Source organism: Pengzhenrongella sicca (assembly GCF_017569225.1).
Lineage (GTDB): Bacteria > Actinomycetota > Actinomycetes > Actinomycetales > Cellulomonadaceae > Pengzhenrongella > Pengzhenrongella sicca.
The window spans coordinates 3,218,578-3,235,214 of the sequence record NZ_CP071868.1; the positions used below are offsets into that span (position 1 = coordinate 3,218,578).

The following is a 16,637-nucleotide window of genomic DNA, read 5'->3' on the forward strand; positions in this document are numbered from 1 at the left end:
TGAGACCGCCGAGGTCATGCAGCCCGCCCACGCCTCCGAGGTCACGTCCGACGCGCTCCAGCCGCTGGCCCGGAGAGCAGCGTCACCAGCGTGCCAGCCACCCTGTCGGAGGGTCCGCATACGTACGCTGGTAGCCATGACTCGTGACGATGCGACCCCGGACAGCACACTCCCTGAGATCGGCATCATGCTCCCCCGGGACCTCCCGGCCCACCAGATCCTCGACTTCGCCCGGGCAGCAGACGACGCAGGGTTCGACGAGCTCTGGGTCGTCGAAGACCTCGGTTTCCGCGGCGGGATCGCGCAGGCGGCCGCGGTGCTCGCGGTCACCTCACGCATCCGGGTCGGGGTCGGGATCCTCCCAGCCTCGGCCCGCAACGTCGCCTTCACGGCGATGGAGGCCGCGACGCTCATCGACCTCTTCGGTGACCGCCTCCACCTCGGGATCGGGCACGGCATGCCTGCCTGGATGGAGAGCGTGGGCGCCTGGCCGGAGAGCATCCTCACCTCCTTTGAGGAGCATGTGACCGCCCTGCGCGGTCTGCTGTCCGGCGACGAGGTGAGCGTCGACGGACGGTACGTGCACCTGGACGCCGTGCAGCTCGAGGGGGGCCCCAGGACCGCGCCGCCGATCCTTGCCGGGGTCCGCGGTCCCCGCTCGCTCGCGCTCGCCGGACGGGTGGCCGACGGCACCGTGCTCGCCGAGCCCTCCGCACCCGAGTACATCGCACAGGCCCGCCAGCAGATCGGGGCCGCCGACCACCGCGTCGTCGCGTACAACGCAGCAGCTGTCGACGCGGATCCCCGTGCAGCCCGACGAGCCGTCCGTGCCGGGCTCGAGTGGATCGGTGAGCCCGGCTGGGAGGCCCACCTGGCGCCGTTGCCCTTCGCGGACGAGATCGTAGCGCTGCGGGCTCGCTCCGCCAGCCGGGCAGACTTCGTCGCGGCACTGCCCGACGCGTGGGTCGATGCCCTCACGGTCAGTGGGACCAGGGACGACGCAAGGGCCTCGCTCGCCCGTATGCGCACGGCGGGTGCCGACTGCGTCGTCCTACAGCCCGTCGGGGACGACCCTGTCCAGGCCCTCGGTTCTCTCGCTAGCATCCTCTAGGCGTCGGTCTGGTCTGAGGAGATGCGGTAGGTCGAGGCCTCGAGGTGGACCACGCGCCGATCGTAGATCGGCGGTGGGGACTGCCCGCGTCAGCCGCCTCGTGCATGCAACTCCGGCACTTGACGACCGCTAGGCGTCGCCTGGCCCGACACGATTTGGCACCACATAGTCCGAATGCTCAGGGTCAAAACCATGCGCGACACGGCCTACGACGCGATCGACGTCGAGGCGCACTACACCTGCTTCGACCAACTCCTGGACGCCCGTCGTGGCCTTTGGCCAAGCCTGGCGTCAGACCCGGTTCTACTCACCGGAGTCATCCCGAATAGTTCGTCGACGCGTTCCATTGATCCGTCTGGTGTCCTGTCGCCGCGTGCCGCGTGCCGCGTGCCGCGTGCCGCGTGCCGCGTGCCGCGTGCCGCGTGCCGCGTGCCGCGTGCCGTGTGGACGGTGCGATAGACCGCGCACCGAAGTCATGCGGATCCTCCTCTGGCCGATCGGACGATCTCTTCGAGCCTGTGGAGGTAGGTGTCGAAAGACTCACGCCCAAACTCAGTGAGGGCGATGCGCCGAGTCCGCTTGTCCGCCGGACTACTCGTGATGACAACAACCCCCGCATCGGCGAGAGCAGATATGTGTTTCGACAGTGCCGACTTGCTCACACCGATGAGCCGTTGAAGTGCTGAGAATGCAATGTATTCGGCGGGAGTGAGCGCAGCCAGGATGGACAGCCGTGCTGGTTCGTGCAGCAACGGGTCCAGACGAAGGGGCGCCAGCCGAGAATCGCCGGAGTGCTCGATCATCACCCTTCTCCGGGGTGCGTCGGGGTCAGGGGGACACCCGATGGGTGCGGAGCCAGCGGGACTCCACTGGCCATGCGTCGCAGGCCGGCCCTGCACAGGATGAGTAAGACAACGATGGCTGCGGTCGCGCCGATGGTGTTTGGTACGACCCACCCCGCTGCGCGAACAGGAAACTGGACGGCGATGTACGCCGTCACGGCCAGAGTTCCACCGCCGACCACAAGCCAGGCGCCGAAGCGATCCGACCAGTCAAGTCGCGTACGTACTGGGTGCGCTGCCCACAGACCGGCAACGCTGATGATCACCAGGCCTGAGAGCCACCACATGTCGAGGTCCGCCGCCACCCCCATCCCTAGCACCGCCACGGACGCAGTGCCTGCGGTAAACCATGCGCCGCTACTCGCCGACAGCAGGCGGACACGGCGTACTTCCTCAAGTCGATCTACAGCTTCGTCGTGATTCACGATGGTCGCCTCCGAAGTCGTTTCTTCATGAGAAACTATCAATTCGTTTCCACAGGCGCAACTAATCTCATGGGGGACACCGGATCGACATCGGCCGCGGTGCCGCACGACGCCTCGCGGTGTCCACGGATTTGTCCCGGGCGCGCGAGCCGGCCGCCGCGTCTGTGGACCTCGGAGAGCTCGGGGCCACAGTGAAGTCCATCCGACGCACCAGCGGCGCCCGCACGTCCAGGGAGGCGCTCAGATGTCTTGACCGGCCCCAAGCCTTGAGGTAGGCGTGCTGCGCGCCGATCACCACTACGTGGCCACACCGATCGACGACATTCCAGCGACGCCGAAGATGATGCGCCTGCGATACGCGGGTACGTGCCGTGACTGCGGGGTCGACCTCGATGCCGGAGTTCGCGCCGTGTACGACCGCGCGACGAAGACGATGATCTGCGTGACCTGCCCCGTCCCCGACGTAGCCGCCGAGGTCATCAAGCCCGCCGAGATCCTCGAGGTTGTCGAGGCGGTGAGGACTCCTGCCATTCCCGAGCCACGACCGGCACCTGTCGACAGCGGCTCGGCCGGCGCATCTGCACGTCGCGAGCACGAGCGTCGATCAGCCAAGCGCGAGGCCCGTATCCGCGATGCCCACCCACGGCTGGGTGGGCTGATTCTCGCGTTGTCCGACGAGCCCCAAAGCACCACCGCCTGGGCACGTGGGGCCAAGGGCGAGGAAGTGCTCGGGCAGGGGTTGGACACGCTCACGGCCCGCGGGGTGCTGATGCTGCACGATCGCCGCATCCCTCCGACGCGGGCCAACATTGATCACATCGCCGTGAGTCCAGCCGGCGTGTTCGTCATCGATGCCAAGCGCTACAAGGGCCGCCCGCACGTGGTGACCACAGGCGGCCTCTTTCGTCCCCGCATATCGACGCTGGTCGTCGGATCTCGCGTCTCTAAGAAGATCGTCGACGGCGTGCACAAGCAGGTTGCCCTCGTTCACGCCGCTCTCGCCAAGGCTGGTTTCCCCGACGTCCCAATCCGCGGGATGCTCTGCTTCGTCGACGCCGACTGGCCGTTGTTCGGCGGCTCCTTCGTCATCGACGGCGTGGACGTCCTCTGGCCCAAGAAGGCCGGCGAGCAGCTCCTTGCGCCCGGCCTCATCGAAGTTGCCGCGGCCAGCGAGATCCATCGCGCCCTCGCCGCCGCGTTCCCCGTCGCGTGACCGCCGTGGTCGACTCTGCGGTGGCTCGCCGACCGTTGTGATTGATCCGTCTATCGAACGTCTCGTAGCCGGCGTAGTGGTCGTCGCTGACCGACAGTTCAGGGACGTGAGCGGATCACTGCATGAGGGCGTGCATCGTCATCTCGTCTTGTCCGGTGAGAAGAGGAGTTCGTCGAGTTTGGCGGCGCACAGCATGTCGTGGGTTCGGCTCAACATCAGGGAGTTGCTGCCGATTGGCTGTGGGTATGCCTAGGTAAGGGGAAGCGATGAACTTGGACGTGAGCGCCTCAGGGATGAGCCCGCTAGCGCTGGTCAACCTCGTCGAGATGAGCCGTCCCGCTAGGTCAAGCGCCCTTGTTAGTCGTTCGCTAGCCGACGACGTCGCGACGCGCAGCCGAATACTTGGCGTTGACTCATCGGTATTGCTCAACTTTTTGCACGGCGGTCGGCTTTCATTCACTGCGTCCTCGATCGGTGCTAGTGGTACCGGTGGTGCGAAATTGCCGAGCGAGGCACTAAATAGTCTCCGTGTTCCTATGACGACGGACGGGTTCCCCGACTTCGATGCAGTTATCGCAAATGGTGGAACGGTGAAGGGCGCGGTGCCTCCAAGCGGCACGCCGATGATGGGCTACTCGAGTGATTATGGCACCGTAGTAGTTTATGCGGCAATTATCGACCTCGGCGACGGTTCCGAACCTTTCATGATAAAGGGCGGCGACGCGCAGCCTGAGGTTGGCGCCAGCGAGACCAACCGGTCCGCCATGCTCGACACGCTGACGTACCTTTACGAGAAACTGCCGCTGGATCTGAACCAGGCCCGTCTGTGGCATGACCAAGGTAAATGGCCCACATTCAACCGTGAATCTGTGGGGCCACGGGCCGAGCTTCACGTCGATCAGCTGGCATAGTGCCCCAGGCGCGAAGGGCCGGGCGGGCGCATCGACGCCGGCGCATTCTTAAGAGTGACCGAACCCATGTCCTCGGCGCTGACGGCGGCACGCCACGGTTGGGCTATCCGGGTGATTCCCGGACCGCACGGCCCCCATCTCAGAGCTGGCTGTAAGTCCGGGGCTCGGCCGGACATCTCAGAGCATGGGAACTCAACAGGACGACCCGGCGCGACGGCATAGTGGCCGTGACACCGCCGCTGAGCACTTCCAACGTCTGTGGTCCGCTCACGCCCCCCGAGTGCACGCCTACGCAACGCGGCACGTCGATCCCGACACTGCCCAGGAAGTCGTCTCCGAGACTTTTCTAGTGGCTTGGCGTCGTCTCGCGGAGGTTCCCGGTGAGGCGCTGCCGTGGCTCATCGTGGTGGCGCGCAACACGATCGCCAACGCCAATCGCTCGCACTACCGGCAGCGCGTCCTGCACGACGAACTCGCCCGGCTTGCGTCGGTCTCACCCGCTCCAGCACCGGGCGCCGAGCTGCTGGCGGTCGAGCGCATGACGATGCTCCGCGGGCTGGCCGCCCTCTCGTCGGTCGATCGCGAGGCGCTGCTACTGGTCGCCTGGGACGGGCTGACCCCAGCACAGGCCGCGGACGTGCAGGGCGTCACCGTGGCGACATTCCAGGTGCGTCTGCACCGGGCTCGAGGCCGCTTAGCCGGCCTGGTCGACCCGCCTGGCGGGGAACCGCCGCCCGGGGATCGCCGCACCGGCACCGACTCGACCGACCGCATCTACGACTTCGCCCGGAGGGCGCTGTGAACAACCCGACGCTCGATGACCGCCTCACCCGCATCGGTCCGACCGGGTCCCCGGACCCCGACGGCCTGGCCGACGCCTACGCCCAGCTCTGTAGCCGCCTCGAGTGTTCTGATGGGGTCGACGCCGTGCGCCCGGCTGTGGTCCAGCCTCTTCGCCGGCGGCGGGCTCGCCGGATCAGCCTGACCGTCCTGGTCGGCGCGGCCGCCGCGTTCGCGATCGTCGCGATCCCCGTGCTTGGCACCGGTGGGGGCAGCCCGATCTCGACCGCCAGTGCTGCGGAGCTGTTCATCCGCGCCGGTCAGGCGGCCGGCGAGCAGCCGGACGTCTCTCGCGACGCCGCCTACTGGCACTCGGTGCAGATCTCTGATGTGTGGAGCGACGCCAGCAACCGCGTCGAAAGCGCCCGTCGCGAGACGTGGAGCGGGCACCAAAACTGGAGCGTCTGGACGGACACGGTGCTGAGCCCGGAGCCACGGTTGGAGAACCGAGCGCTGTTCGGCCCGGGCATCACGTGGGACGAGATGTTCGCCCTGCCAACCGACCCCGCAGCTCTGGAGGACGCGCTGCGGCGGTACGCCAATCCCGACGACCCGAAGTCGGTGGCGGACGGGAGCGTCTGGGGGGCGGTCGAGGATCTGCTCGTCAACAGCCCGGCATCACCTGCGTTGCGGCAGGCGCTCTGGCAGGTTGCTGCGCGGCTTCCCGACACGAGCCTCGGCGGTGACGTCACCGACAGCACCGGGCGACCCGGAATCCAGGTGACCCGCCCCTACGAGGAGCTCATCGTCGATCCCGAGACCGGGCGGCTGCTCGAGCGGCTCTGGTGGGACAGCACCGACAACCCGCCCTACCGCGACACCTTCCTCGAGCAGGGGCCGGCCGACACCGCGCCGAACGCGCCCGACCCGGATCTCCCGCCCGGCTGCACGCTCGACAAGCACTGCGACGGAGGTGCAGCGGTCGATCTCTTGGCGGAGGGTTGATCCCAGATTGAGCCCCGAGCGCTCGCGCACGTCCGAGGGACCTGGGCGAACGCACGGCGTCTGAGAAAGCAGTGATGCCTGGTGAGGCGACAGCGAGGCCTCACCAGGCATCACGCACGTCAGCCGCGTCGCGGGTCCCGCATCTGCACAGACTGGCCGGTGACCGGGCGACTAGAGCCCCGTCCAGTCAAAGTACGACGCTCGACCGCTGACAACCTGTTCTGCATCTCGACATATATGCCAACCGACAGAAATGAACAAAGGTGTTGGCGGTTAGCCCCCATACGGGTGAATTGAGACGGCGACCGGCAGAGCAGCAATTCCAACGCTCGATCCCGGCTCGACTTCGACAATCTGATGTCCGATACCGGGTATGAGCGCAACCGTGTCTATTCGCGCTCGAAACTGGCGAACCTCATGTTCGCGTACGGGTTGCAGCGCCGTCTCGCCGCCGGTCACGCCGACACGGTCTCGCCCGCTGCGCACCCTGGACAATCCCGCACGGAGTTCACTAGAGACCACAACCCACTCGGCCGGTTCTTCCACAGCCCCCGGGCGCGCTGGCTGACCGGCCTAATCATGCAGGACAAGTTCATCGGTGTCCGCTCCCCGGCCCGAGCCGCAACCGACACTGGTCCCGAAACGTTGCCTCGACGCTGCATAACGCCACTTATGTGGTCCGATGATCGGATGCCACCGGGTTTAGGTGCGCAATCTCGTGAGTCTCGTGTTCGCGCGCGCGAGCTTCCTCGATGTTGGCGACGTTGATCAGTGACTCGCCCGATCGTGTGACCGCTCGGTGCACCGGGTCGTGTTGGGGTACCGGGTGAGGATCTCGGCAATTCGTTCTCGGGCGGCGATCGGAAGCCCTGCTGGGCTGGTCGTCATGTCGGCGGCTGTCAGTCGCCGAAGCAGGTGCGCGGGTGGTGCTGGGATCTCGGCGAGTTCAATGGCGAGTCCTCGTTCGCGAGCCTCGATGACCGCTCCAGAGTGGTAGGCGACGAGCCCAACGACGACGGCCGGGAATCCTTCTGCCCGCACATACCGGGCGCCGTCCAACGGATGGAATCCGGTCCCGGCGATGTCGGGCGTGTAGCCGACGTCGTGAAGCCAGGCAGCGGCAGAGACGATCTCACGTTCAGCCTCGCAGAGATCGAGGGTCAGCAGCGCGGCGCGTTGCACGACGCCCCGAACGTGGGTCCAGCGCTGACCGAGTGGCGAGAGGTTTTCGCGCGCTCGTGCGCGTGCGGATTCGGTCAGCGTCATCGCATCCTCCCTGTGCGTCCACGGTTGTTCTGCTTCGGCCTGAGCTCCTGTGACCGTTCCGGTGCGACCCAACGAGCCGGTCGCGTTCCACCTTGCGTCACGACGAGCCCCGAATGCGGCAAGGCGCTCAAATCTGTGGATGGCGCCGACACCACCCGCGACGACGCGGCTGTCCACAGACGGCAGGACACGGTCGCGTCGCCAGGTCGCTCGCAGCGCCCAGCGACTGCGGCAACCCTTGACAGCGAAGGGGGTACGGGGACGGTGGAGGAGGTACGCACTTGTTGGCGAGCGGCGTGTCCCCTTGCGTACCCCGGGGTGATGCTGCGTATCCCCTGACGTCTCGAGCCACGCGATAGGCCCAGAAGACGCGGTGCAACCCCAGCTTGCAACTTCTTAGGCTACTCACTTGACCTGCGTAAACACTGCGTATCCCCGAGGGGGTACGCAGATTGGGGATACGCATCTGACCACGCACCGTCGCCACAGTGATCGCCATGGACAGCCCTCTCCGGTCTCCGCAGTGGACGTACGACACGATCCCGGTCGCGTCGTCGTCTGGCTCGCTCGCTGCCGCCGCGCTTCACTTCGCGAGCGCCGGCATCCCAGTGTTCCCTTGTGTGGCCGGCGGTAAGGAGCCGCTCACGGTGCACGGGTTCAAAGACGCGTCGGCCGACCCGCGCAGGATTGCGTCGTGGTGGCGCCGGCACCCGGACGCGAATGTGGGCCTACCCACCGGAGCAGCCAGTGGCGTGGACGTCGTGGACATCGACGTCCATGGCCAGGGGTCCGGCTTCCCGGCGCTGAAGCGGGCACGCGAGGCAGAGCTGGTGACGTCGTGGGTATGGGTGGTGCGCACCCCGTCGGGTGGTGCACACGCGTACTTTCCGCACCCCCACGGCAGCGAGCAGCGGTCGTGGCAGTCACCGCGTACCCACATCGACTTCCGGGGCGACGGCGGGTACGTCATCGCTCCCCCCTCACGCCTCGTGGTCGAGGGCCAGGCGCGCCGCTACGAGGTGATCGCCGTCGCCGAGCACCGGGCGGGCCCGGTCGATGCGGCACGGCTGCGGCGATTCGTGGACCCAACGCCACCACCGCGCCCGGTCGGGTACGCGCCGGTGCGCGGTGGCGCTGACCCTGAGCGGCTGGCGAACCACGTGCGCTCACTCCCGCAAGGTCAGCGCAACGGCGGGTTGTTCTGGGCCGCGTGCCGGATGGTCGAGGCCGGCTTCGACGTCGACTCGACCCTCGGCTGCCTCGGCGCCGCAGGTGTCGACGCGGGCCTGAGTACGCGCGAGGCCGAAACCACGGTCCGGTCTGCGTTCCGCCATACCCGCCCGGCAGCTGATCTCAGCGCGGTCGTCCGAGATGAGCCCGATCCCCCTATTGCCCCTGAGGCGGTGTCCTTGTGAACCCTCCCGACCGGCGTGACGTCGAACCCGAACCTGCGACACGGACCGCCCCTCAAGTGAAAGGCGCTGCGAGGTCGCCGCTCGCGGTCCACGGCGACCCGACGCTCTCGGCACCCAACCGTGCGGTCGCGACCGGTGTTGACGGCGCCGCCCGAACCACCGATCCGGCCGGAGCACGCGTGCAGCGCCCGCAGGTGGCGTGGATCCCGCCCACCAATCTGCCGACGATGGTCGGCCGGGAGCTGCTCGGGCGCGCGGTCGAGATGCAAACGGCGTTCGCTCGCCGGAACTGGCGCGCACCCGTGCGGATCGGCAGCGCCGTCCGCGATCGCCTCGACCGCCCACACGCGGCCGACCCGGACGACGGTCGCGACCGAGACCGCGGCCAGACCGCCCCTGCTGTGGACGTCGCCGATGCTTCGAATGGGGCGCTGGACGGACCCGAGCCGGAGGGGTTGCGGCTGGGATGAGTACGCCGACGTTCAGCACACCAGAGGGGTTGCGTGCCCTGCTGCGCCGATTCGCGGACCCCACCGACCCGGCCAGCTGGGACGGACCTGACGGTGCGGCGCTGGCACGATTCTGCATCGCACGGTTCGAACGGATGGCCCGCAAGTTCAGGCAACCGCGTGAGGACGCCGCGTCGTTCGCGTTCGAAGTCATGTGCGACCCGCACCTACTCCAGGCAGATGATCCGTGGGCTGTGGTGACGACGGCAGTCAGACGGGATCTCAGTGCCCAGCTCATGGGCGAGTCGTTGTTGTGCGGGGACCGCACGGCGCGCCACGGCGTCGACGTGCACGACCCGCAACGGATCACCGACCGCGACTGGACCTTCTTGGAGGTCCACCTCGCCGGCCCTGACACCGGCGATGACGGGCAGCACCCGAGACAGACCAAGGCGGGCGACATCGCACCGGTCGAGCTGCAAGCCGCCGTCGACGACGCGGTCCGGTTGTTCGGGTCGTTGGGCTGGCCGCGCGGCGCCGCCCGGTTCGCGCTGGAGTACATCGGCTCCCGGCTCGAGCTGGCGGGCAACCCCGCGACGGCGTTCGAGTACCTGCGCCGCGACAAGGTCGCCCGTGCCCGCCTCGACATCGACCAGGCCGCCTGGACTGCGGTGCTCACCGCCGTCCTGGGGAGCCCCCACCCCGATCGGGCTCTGGTCCCGGCGGGGCGCGGGATGCTGCTGCGGATGCTCGCCGGCTGCCCGGTCGATGAGGTCCTGACCGACCCCGCCCTCACGTCCGCCCTGGCATCGTCCGTCCCCCGCGACAAGGCGGTGCGCCAATGAGTGACCCGGGCGGGTTCCTGCAGCTCGACCAGAGTGTCGACTCCATCGCCGTCGGCGCACGCCACCGCAAGGACCTCGGCGACCTCACCGCGCTGACCCGGTCGATCCAGGAGCGTGGGCTGTTGCAGCCGATCACGATCACCCCCGAAGGAGTGCTGGTCTGCGGGCTGCGGCGCCTGGAAGTGATCAAGCAACTGGGCTGGCGGACCACGAACGTGTGGGTGCGGCGGATCTCCGACGGCGCGCACCGCATGCTCGCCGAGCAGGACGAGAACGCCATCCGCAAACCGTTCACCGCACTCGAGGCCGAAGAGCTGTACCGCGAGATCAAAGCGCTCCTGGCTGAGGACGCCGCACGCCGCCTCGCGATGACCCAGTTCGGGTCGCAGCCCGGCGCAGGCAGCACCGCAGGCGAAACCGCAGGAAAACACGGCTCCCCCGAATCGGGGGAGCCGTGGACGCGCCCAGGGGAAGCGGGCAAGCAGGCGGCGTTGATGGTCACCGGGACGGCCTCGCACACCCGGATGGAGCAGATCGGGCAGATCCGCGATCTCGCCGACGATCCCGCCCAACCGCGGCGGGTCCGCGACGTCGCCCAGGCGGCCCTGGAGAGCATCCGCGACGGCAACCCCGTCAACCCCGCCTACCACTCAGTGCAGGAGGCGTTGGGTAGGAAGGTCGCCGCACCTGAGCGTCCTCGCCCCAGCGACGCGGACCTCGACGCGCTGGCTGAAGCTGCGCTCGAACGGCTCCGCGCACCGCGGCCCAAGACCCGGCGCGGGTCGAGCCCGCCTGCGGCCGCGACCGGGTTCACCGCGTCGCGCCGGATGTGGGTGATCACCTTCCACGACCTCGACGGGTGGCTTGGCGGGTACGACCCGGCGGATCTGGCGACGTCGGTGACCGCCCCCGAGTGGGCCGCGTTCGAACGAGTACTGGCCCAGATGAGCGCCTTCGCGCAGGCGGGCCGGGCCGCACGCGACGTCCTGCGCGCCACGGCACAGGCGGGCTGAGATGCGCCACTCCCCCTCTCGCACCCGCCGCATCGTGTCGGCCGTCCTCGCCGGCGCCGCGACGATCGCGCTCGTCGCCGTCGCGACGGCCACCCTCGTCGCGCCCGACTCCGCCGGCAGGCCTGACCGCGCGCCATCGTCCGCCGCGTCCACGCCGAAGTCGTCACCGCCCCCGGTCGGGCCTGCGCCGCCTCCGCCGTCTGCTGCTGCGGGCGTCGGCGAGCTGGCCCCGGTCGTGCCGTCGCGCGACCCGGTCGAGTTCGCTCAATCTGCGGCGCGGGCACTGTTCGCGTGGGACACCACGGCGCCGGCGGCACTGGCTGATCACAAGGGCCGCCTGTTGGTGGTCGCAGATCCGACCGGCCAGGAGACCCCCGGCCTGCTCACCGATCTGGCCCGGTACCTGCCGAGCCCGCAGGCGTGGACCCACCTGGGCGCATACGACACCCGTCAGTGGCTTGAAGTCACCGGCGCCGACGTCCCCGCTGCCTGGACCGCTGCCCTGGCCCAGGACCCTGGCGTCGTGGCGCCCGGGACTGTTGCCGTGACGATCACCGGCGTCCGGCACCGCACCGGCACCTGGGATGGCCGGCCGGTGGCGCAGGAGTTCGACGTGGCGTTCACGGTGTTCGTGGGCTGCGAACCGGCGTACCCCACCTGCTACCTGCTGCGCCTGACGCAGCTCGACAAGCCGCTGCGATAAGGGGGCCGGTCATGCCTCGCCTGGTCCTCACCGCGACGGCGGCCGTCCTGGTCGCCCCGGGGCTTCTTGTCGTGGTCCTGGCACTGGTGGTGGGCGCGGTTTTCAGCGCCGCGTGCCCCGCGTCCGCGGTCATGGTCGGCCCGATTCCCGACCAGCTGCAGACCACCGCGGCGGACGGGTCGCCGGTGCGCCTGGATCGCACGCAGCTTGGCCACGCGGCCACGATCATCGCGACCGGATCTCGCACCGCCGGGGTGGGACGTGACGGTGTGCTGGTCGCGCTGATGGCGGGGCTGACCGAGTCCGGGCTGCGGATGTTCGCTAACACGACCGCCTACCCCCAGTCCGCCGCCTACCCCCACGACGGCGACGGGCATGATCACGATTCGCTGGGCATCTTCCAGATGCGCCCCGCGGCGGGGTGGGGCACGGTCGCCGAGCTCATGGACCCGACCTACCAAGCACAAGCCTTCTTCGGCGGGCCCGATGGCCCGAACCACGGTTCTCCGCGTGGGCTGCTCGACATCCCCCACTGGCGCGATCTACCCGCCGCTACCGCCGCACAAGCGGTCGAGGTGTCCGCCTACCCGTCCCGCTACGCCCGGTACGAGCCGGTCGCCGCAGCGATCCTCACCGCGCTCACCACCCCCACCGATCCCGCCGCAGATGGCGTGGCGGGACTACCCCATACAAGTCAGGCGGTGTTCCCGCTGCCCGAGGGAACCTGGTCGGCGACCAGCAGGTTCGGGATGCGCGTCAACCCTGTGACCCACGTGTGGGCGCTGCACGCCGGCGTCGACCTCGCGGCCGCCGCCGGGACACCGGTCCTGGCGACCGCGGACGGGCGGGTCGTCGCGGCCGGACCAGGCGGCGGGCTCGGCAACCGCATCACCCTCCTGCACCCCACCGGCACCGTCGCGAGCTCGGGCACGGTCGCGTCGGTCTACGGGCATCTACTCGACGGCGGCATCCACGTCGACGTCGGCGACGTCGTCCGTGCCGGCCAGCACATCGGCGATGTCGGCTCCACCGGCAACTCCACCAACCCGCACCTGCACTTCGAGCTCCGCCCCGGCGACCCCGGCCGGCTGGCCATCGACCCCCAGCCCTGGCTCGACGCCACCACTCAGCTGACCGGCGACCATCTGCTCCCGGCCAGCGCTACGCAGGCCCCGGTGTGCCCAGGTCTCGCCCGCGCGAGCGAGGCGACCCCATGACCGGCACCGAGGTATTCACCGGGGCGGTGGGCCCCGACTTCGGCGCGGTCGCCGCCTCCGTTGGGTTGGCGCGGATCGTCGGGGCGCTGCTGACCGTGGCGCTGATCGCGGCCGTCGGAGTGCTCGTCGGCTGCGCCGTGACGTGGGCGATCTCGTCGACTTCGGGGAGCTGGCACACCGCCGCCCGCGCCCGCACCGGTGTCCTGGTCGCTCTCGGCGGGGCCGCCCTGACCGGGAGCGCCCTCGCCTGGGTCAACTGGCTCCTGCACACCGGCGCCTCCCTGTAACCCGCACCCACTCCCCGACCCCCAGGAGAACGCCCATGTCACTGATCAGTTCGCCCGCCACCGTCGTGGCCGGTATCACCATCACCCCGAACTCGAACGGTTTGCCCGGCATCGACGCGTTGCGCACCATCGTCGGCGCGATCATGACCGTCGGGCTCATCCTCGCCGTCCTCGCCCTGATCGTCTCCGCGATCGTGTGGGCGATGGGCGCGAACTCCTCGAACCCGCACCTCGCGGGCCGTGGAAAGACCGGAGTCCTCATCGCCCTGGGCGCGGCGATCATCTGCGGCGCGTCGGTCACCCTCGTGAACTTCTTCTGGACCGTCGGCCAAACCATCTGACACCCCCCTTGGGGGAGGAAGGAGCCCGGACATGGGTGTGTGTGAAGTTCCCGTCGTCGACGGACTGTGCAACGCCGCGGCCGAGGCCAGCACGAACTGGCTCATCACCGGGTTTGAGGGCGCCGCCGAGGTCGCCGGCCACACGGCAGCGTTCTTGTTCGAGTCGATGTGGTCGATCTTCGAAGCCACGACGTTCGTGGACCTCACCAGCGGCCGGTTCACCTCCGTCTACAACCTGCTGTTCGGCATCGCCGTGTTCGTCATGCTCGCCTTCTTCCTGCTCCAGGTCACCGCCGCGATGATCCGCCGCGAGGGCGCCGCCCTGACGCGCGCCGTACTCGGGCTCGCCAAATCGGTCCTGGGGTCATTCATCGCGTTGACGTTGATCGCCGCCGCGTTGGAGATCACCGATCAGCTCACCCTCGGCATCGTGAGCGCGGCGGGGACCACCATGGAAGACCTCGGCGCCCGGATCGCTCTGCTTTCCGGTGGCATCGCGTTGACGATGCCGCTGGCCCCAGGCGTCGGCGCCCTGCTCAGCTTGTTCGTCGCGTCGTTGGCGATCGGTGGGGCGTTCATAATCTGGATCAGCCTGCTCATCCGCAAAGCCCTGCTGCTGGTTGCGATCGTGTTCGCGCCCGTCGCGATGGCGGGCCTGTCGTGGGACGCCACCCGCGGCTGGGTGTCGCGGTGGGCCACGTTCGTGATCGCGCTGATCGTGTCCAAGCTCGTGATCGTGGTCTTCTTTCTCCTCGCTGTCGCCGAGCAGAGCGCACCGATTAGCTCCGACCTGCAATCTCTGTCGGACCCGATCTCCGGGGTCGTCCTGATGCTGATCGCCGGGTTCGCCCCTTACCTGACGTACAAGGCGATCAGCTTCATCGGCGTGGACTTCTACCACGCCGCCAGCAGCGAACAAGAAGCCAAGCACGCCCTGGACCGTCCGCTGCCGACCCCCAGCCGCCCCGCCCGGCCCACCCCGACACAGGTCCTCGACGGCGGTCACGGTGCACGGCCGCCGACAACCCCGGCAACCTCCGCGGCACGGCCCGCAGGGCCGGCGGCGCCCGCAGGCACGTCCGCCGGGGCCGCCGGTGGCGCTGCGTCGGGCGGGGCTGCGGCGGGCGCTGCGGGCGGTGCGGTGGCGGCGGCCGGCGTGGGTGTCGTCGCCGTGGGTGCCGCTGCGGCCGGGCGCACCTGGGCTGCGGGCCAGCGCACGGGACGGACCGTGGCCGGCGCCGCCGGCAGCCACCACGACGGCGCCGCGACCACGGGCCGAGGAGATCGGCGATGACCACCGGGCCGGCCGGGCCCGACGCCGACGTTCAGGCCGTGAAGTTCTCCCGCCTGGCTCGCCGGGGAGTTCTCCTGGGATTGTCTCTCGCCCAGGTAGGCGTGGTCGGGGCCGGGGCGCTGCTGCTCGTGGTCAGCCTCTACCTCGGCGGCCGGACGCTCCTGTACTGCGCACCGGCCTTGGCCACTCTGGCGGCGTTGGCGTGGGTGCGCATCGCCGGGACCCCGGTCATCTCCTGGGTGCCGGTCGCGGGCCGGTTCGTCCAGCGCGTCGCAACCGGTCAGAACGTGTTCCACCACCGCCTGAGCTCGCCGCGCCCTTACGGCACCCTCGCCCTGCCCGGTGATGCGGCCAGTCTTCGCCTGTGGACCGATGCCGACGCCGGTGGCGCGATGATCCATGACCCCCACGCCAGGACCTTGACTGCGATCGTCACCGTGACCCACCCGGCCTTCACCCTCCTCGATCCCGCCGAGCAGCAGCGCCGCGTCACTGCGTGGGGCCGGGTCCTGGCGACCGGGTGCCGGTCCGGGCGGGTTGCCGCCCTGCAGGTCTGCGAGCGGACCCTGCCCGACTCCGGCAAGGGCCTCACCGAGTGGTGGGCCGCGCACGGGTCCCGTTCGAACTCGTGGGTCACGCGTACCTACGCCGAGCTCATCGACCGCGCCGGCCCGGCCGGCGAGCGGCACGCCTCGACCGTGTCCGTGTCGATCGACTTGCGCGTGTGCGCCCGCGCGATCCGCGCCGCCGGGGGCCGGATGCGCGGCGCCGCCGCCGTGCTGACCCAGGAGATGGAGTCCTTGTGCGCGGCGCTGCGGGCCGCAGACCTGGCCCCGTCCGCCGTGCTCACCCCCGGTGACCTGGCGCTGATCCTCCGCTCGGCGTACGACCCGGTCGTGGCCGCCGCGCTCGACCGTCGCGGCGGCGCCGGTCTGGACCTCGCGACCGCCGGACCCGTGTCGGCCGCCGAGGAATGGGGCCACACCCGGTCCGACTCCGCCTTTCACTGCGTGCTCTGGATCTCGGAGTGGCCCCGGTCGGCCGTGTATCCCAGCTTCCTCGCCCCGCTGATCCAGACCTCGGGGGTGCGCCGCACGATCACGGTGCTATTCACCCCGCTGCGCGCCGACGCCGCGGCCCGCGACATCCGCAAGAAGAAGACCGAGTACCTCGCCGACGCCGCCCAACGCGCCAAGCTCGGGCAAATCGAAGGCGCCGCCCAGCACGCCGAGTACGCCGACGTCCTCCAACAAGAAGCCGACCTCACCGCCGGGCACGGCGTCCTGCGCGCCACCGGGCTCATCTGCGTCAGCGCCCCCGACCTGATCGAACTCGAGCAGGCGGTCGCCGCGATCGAACAGGCCGCCATCCAAGCCTCCTGCGAGACCCGCCGGTTGTGGGGGCAGCAAGCCAAGGCGTTCGCCGCGGCGGCGCTACCGCTGTGCCGCCCGACATAGACTGATCGAACGGGTGTTCGATCGAGCGGGGTGGGTGCGGTGACCGGAGAGGGACGCCGCCGC

17 protein-coding genes are annotated in these 16,637 nt (G+C 69.4%); 15 read left to right on the plus strand and 2 right to left on the minus strand.

Annotation, left to right across the window (positions count from 1 at the left end; genetic code table 11):
* Positions 1–136 precede the first annotated feature (136 nt).
* A complete protein-coding gene (locus J4E96_RS14810) occupies positions 137–1,111 on the plus strand; it encodes an LLM class flavin-dependent oxidoreductase (protein WP_227422846.1) in 975 nt (324 codons plus the stop codon).
* A 473-nt stretch (positions 1,112–1,584) separates the two neighbouring features.
* Here the strand turns inward: J4E96_RS14810 and J4E96_RS14815 are convergent, their stop codons facing one another.
* Positions 1,585–1,914, minus strand: coding sequence for a MarR family winged helix-turn-helix transcriptional regulator (locus J4E96_RS14815; RefSeq protein WP_227422847.1), 330 nt, complete (start codon positions 1,912–1,914; stop codon positions 1,585–1,587).
* Between the two features lie 741 nt (positions 1,915–2,655).
* On the opposite strand from J4E96_RS14815, the gene J4E96_RS14820 reads away from it, so the two are divergent.
* The 4 genes from J4E96_RS14820 to J4E96_RS14835 all read left to right on the plus strand — a co-directional run bounded on the left by J4E96_RS14820 (position 2,656) and on the right by J4E96_RS14835 (position 6,287).
* Positions 2,656–3,591 carry a nuclease-related domain-containing protein gene (locus J4E96_RS14820; RefSeq protein WP_227422848.1) on the plus strand — a complete coding sequence of 312 codons (936 nt, stop codon included), beginning with the start codon at positions 2,656–2,658 and terminating at the stop codon, positions 3,589–3,591.
* Between the two features lie 536 nt (positions 3,592–4,127).
* The gene (locus tag J4E96_RS14825) at positions 4,128–4,502 is read left to right on the plus strand and encodes a hypothetical protein (RefSeq protein WP_227422849.1); all 375 of its coding nucleotides are present in this window, start codon (positions 4,128–4,130) and stop codon (positions 4,500–4,502) included.
* A 184-nt stretch (positions 4,503–4,686) separates the two neighbouring features.
* Complete coding sequence (locus J4E96_RS14830) at positions 4,687–5,304, plus strand: RNA polymerase sigma factor (RefSeq protein WP_227422850.1); 618 nt, start codon at positions 4,687–4,689, stop codon at positions 5,302–5,304.
* Positions 5,301–6,287 (plus strand): CU044_5270 family protein, encoded by a 987-nt coding sequence (locus J4E96_RS14835; RefSeq protein ID WP_227422851.1) that lies wholly within the window; start codon positions 5,301–5,303, stop codon positions 6,285–6,287. Before J4E96_RS14830 ends, J4E96_RS14835 begins: the two co-directional genes overlap by 4 nt.
* Before the next feature lie 768 nt (positions 6,288–7,055).
* Here J4E96_RS14835 and J4E96_RS14840 read toward each other — a convergent pair.
* Positions 7,056–7,553 carry an HD domain-containing protein gene (locus tag J4E96_RS14840; protein ID WP_227422852.1) on the minus strand — a complete coding sequence of 166 codons (498 nt, stop codon included), beginning with the start codon at positions 7,551–7,553 and terminating at the stop codon, positions 7,056–7,058.
* A gap of 497 nt (positions 7,554–8,050) precedes the next feature.
* Between J4E96_RS14840 and J4E96_RS14845 the strand changes: the two genes are divergently transcribed.
* From J4E96_RS14845 to J4E96_RS14890, 10 genes are read left to right on the plus strand one after another with little or no spacing between them, the layout of a single operon-like run.
* Positions 8,051–8,968, plus strand: a complete 918-nt coding sequence (locus J4E96_RS14845) for a bifunctional DNA primase/polymerase (protein WP_227422853.1) — start codon at positions 8,051–8,053, stop codon at positions 8,966–8,968.
* Positions 8,965–9,438 carry a hypothetical protein gene (locus J4E96_RS14850; RefSeq protein WP_227422854.1) on the plus strand — a complete coding sequence of 158 codons (474 nt, stop codon included), beginning with the start codon at positions 8,965–8,967 and terminating at the stop codon, positions 9,436–9,438. The genes J4E96_RS14845 and J4E96_RS14850 overlap by 4 nt, the downstream gene beginning before the upstream one ends.
* Positions 9,435–10,262, plus strand: a complete 828-nt coding sequence (locus J4E96_RS14855; RefSeq protein WP_227422855.1) for a hypothetical protein — start codon at positions 9,435–9,437, stop codon at positions 10,260–10,262. The genes J4E96_RS14850 and J4E96_RS14855 overlap by 4 nt, the downstream gene beginning before the upstream one ends.
* On the plus strand, positions 10,259–11,275 hold the full coding sequence (locus J4E96_RS14860) for a ParB N-terminal domain-containing protein (RefSeq protein ID WP_227422856.1): 1,017 nt from the start codon (positions 10,259–10,261) through the stop codon (positions 11,273–11,275). Before J4E96_RS14855 ends, J4E96_RS14860 begins: the two co-directional genes overlap by 4 nt.
* Position 11,276: 1 nt before the next feature.
* On the plus strand, positions 11,277–11,978 hold the full coding sequence (locus tag J4E96_RS14865) for a hypothetical protein (protein WP_227422857.1): 702 nt from the start codon (positions 11,277–11,279) through the stop codon (positions 11,976–11,978).
* An 11-nt stretch (positions 11,979–11,989) separates the two neighbouring features.
* On the plus strand, positions 11,990–13,195 hold the full coding sequence (locus J4E96_RS14870) for a M23 family metallopeptidase (protein WP_227422858.1): 1,206 nt from the start codon (positions 11,990–11,992) through the stop codon (positions 13,193–13,195).
* Positions 13,192–13,482 (plus strand): DUF6112 family protein, encoded by a 291-nt coding sequence (locus J4E96_RS14875; RefSeq protein ID WP_227422859.1) that lies wholly within the window; start codon positions 13,192–13,194, stop codon positions 13,480–13,482. Before J4E96_RS14870 ends, J4E96_RS14875 begins: the two co-directional genes overlap by 4 nt.
* Positions 13,483–13,517: 35 nt before the next feature.
* Complete coding sequence (locus J4E96_RS14880; protein ID WP_227422860.1) at positions 13,518–13,823, plus strand: DUF6112 family protein; 306 nt, start codon at positions 13,518–13,520, stop codon at positions 13,821–13,823.
* A 31-nt stretch (positions 13,824–13,854) separates the two neighbouring features.
* Complete coding sequence (locus tag J4E96_RS14885) at positions 13,855–15,117, plus strand: conjugal transfer protein TrbL (protein WP_227422861.1); 1,263 nt, start codon at positions 13,855–13,857, stop codon at positions 15,115–15,117.
* Positions 15,114–16,574 carry an SCO6880 family protein gene (locus J4E96_RS14890; protein WP_227422862.1) on the plus strand — a complete coding sequence of 487 codons (1,461 nt, stop codon included), beginning with the start codon at positions 15,114–15,116 and terminating at the stop codon, positions 16,572–16,574. The genes J4E96_RS14885 and J4E96_RS14890 overlap by 4 nt, the downstream gene beginning before the upstream one ends.
* The last annotated feature ends 63 nt before the right edge of the window (positions 16,575–16,637 follow it).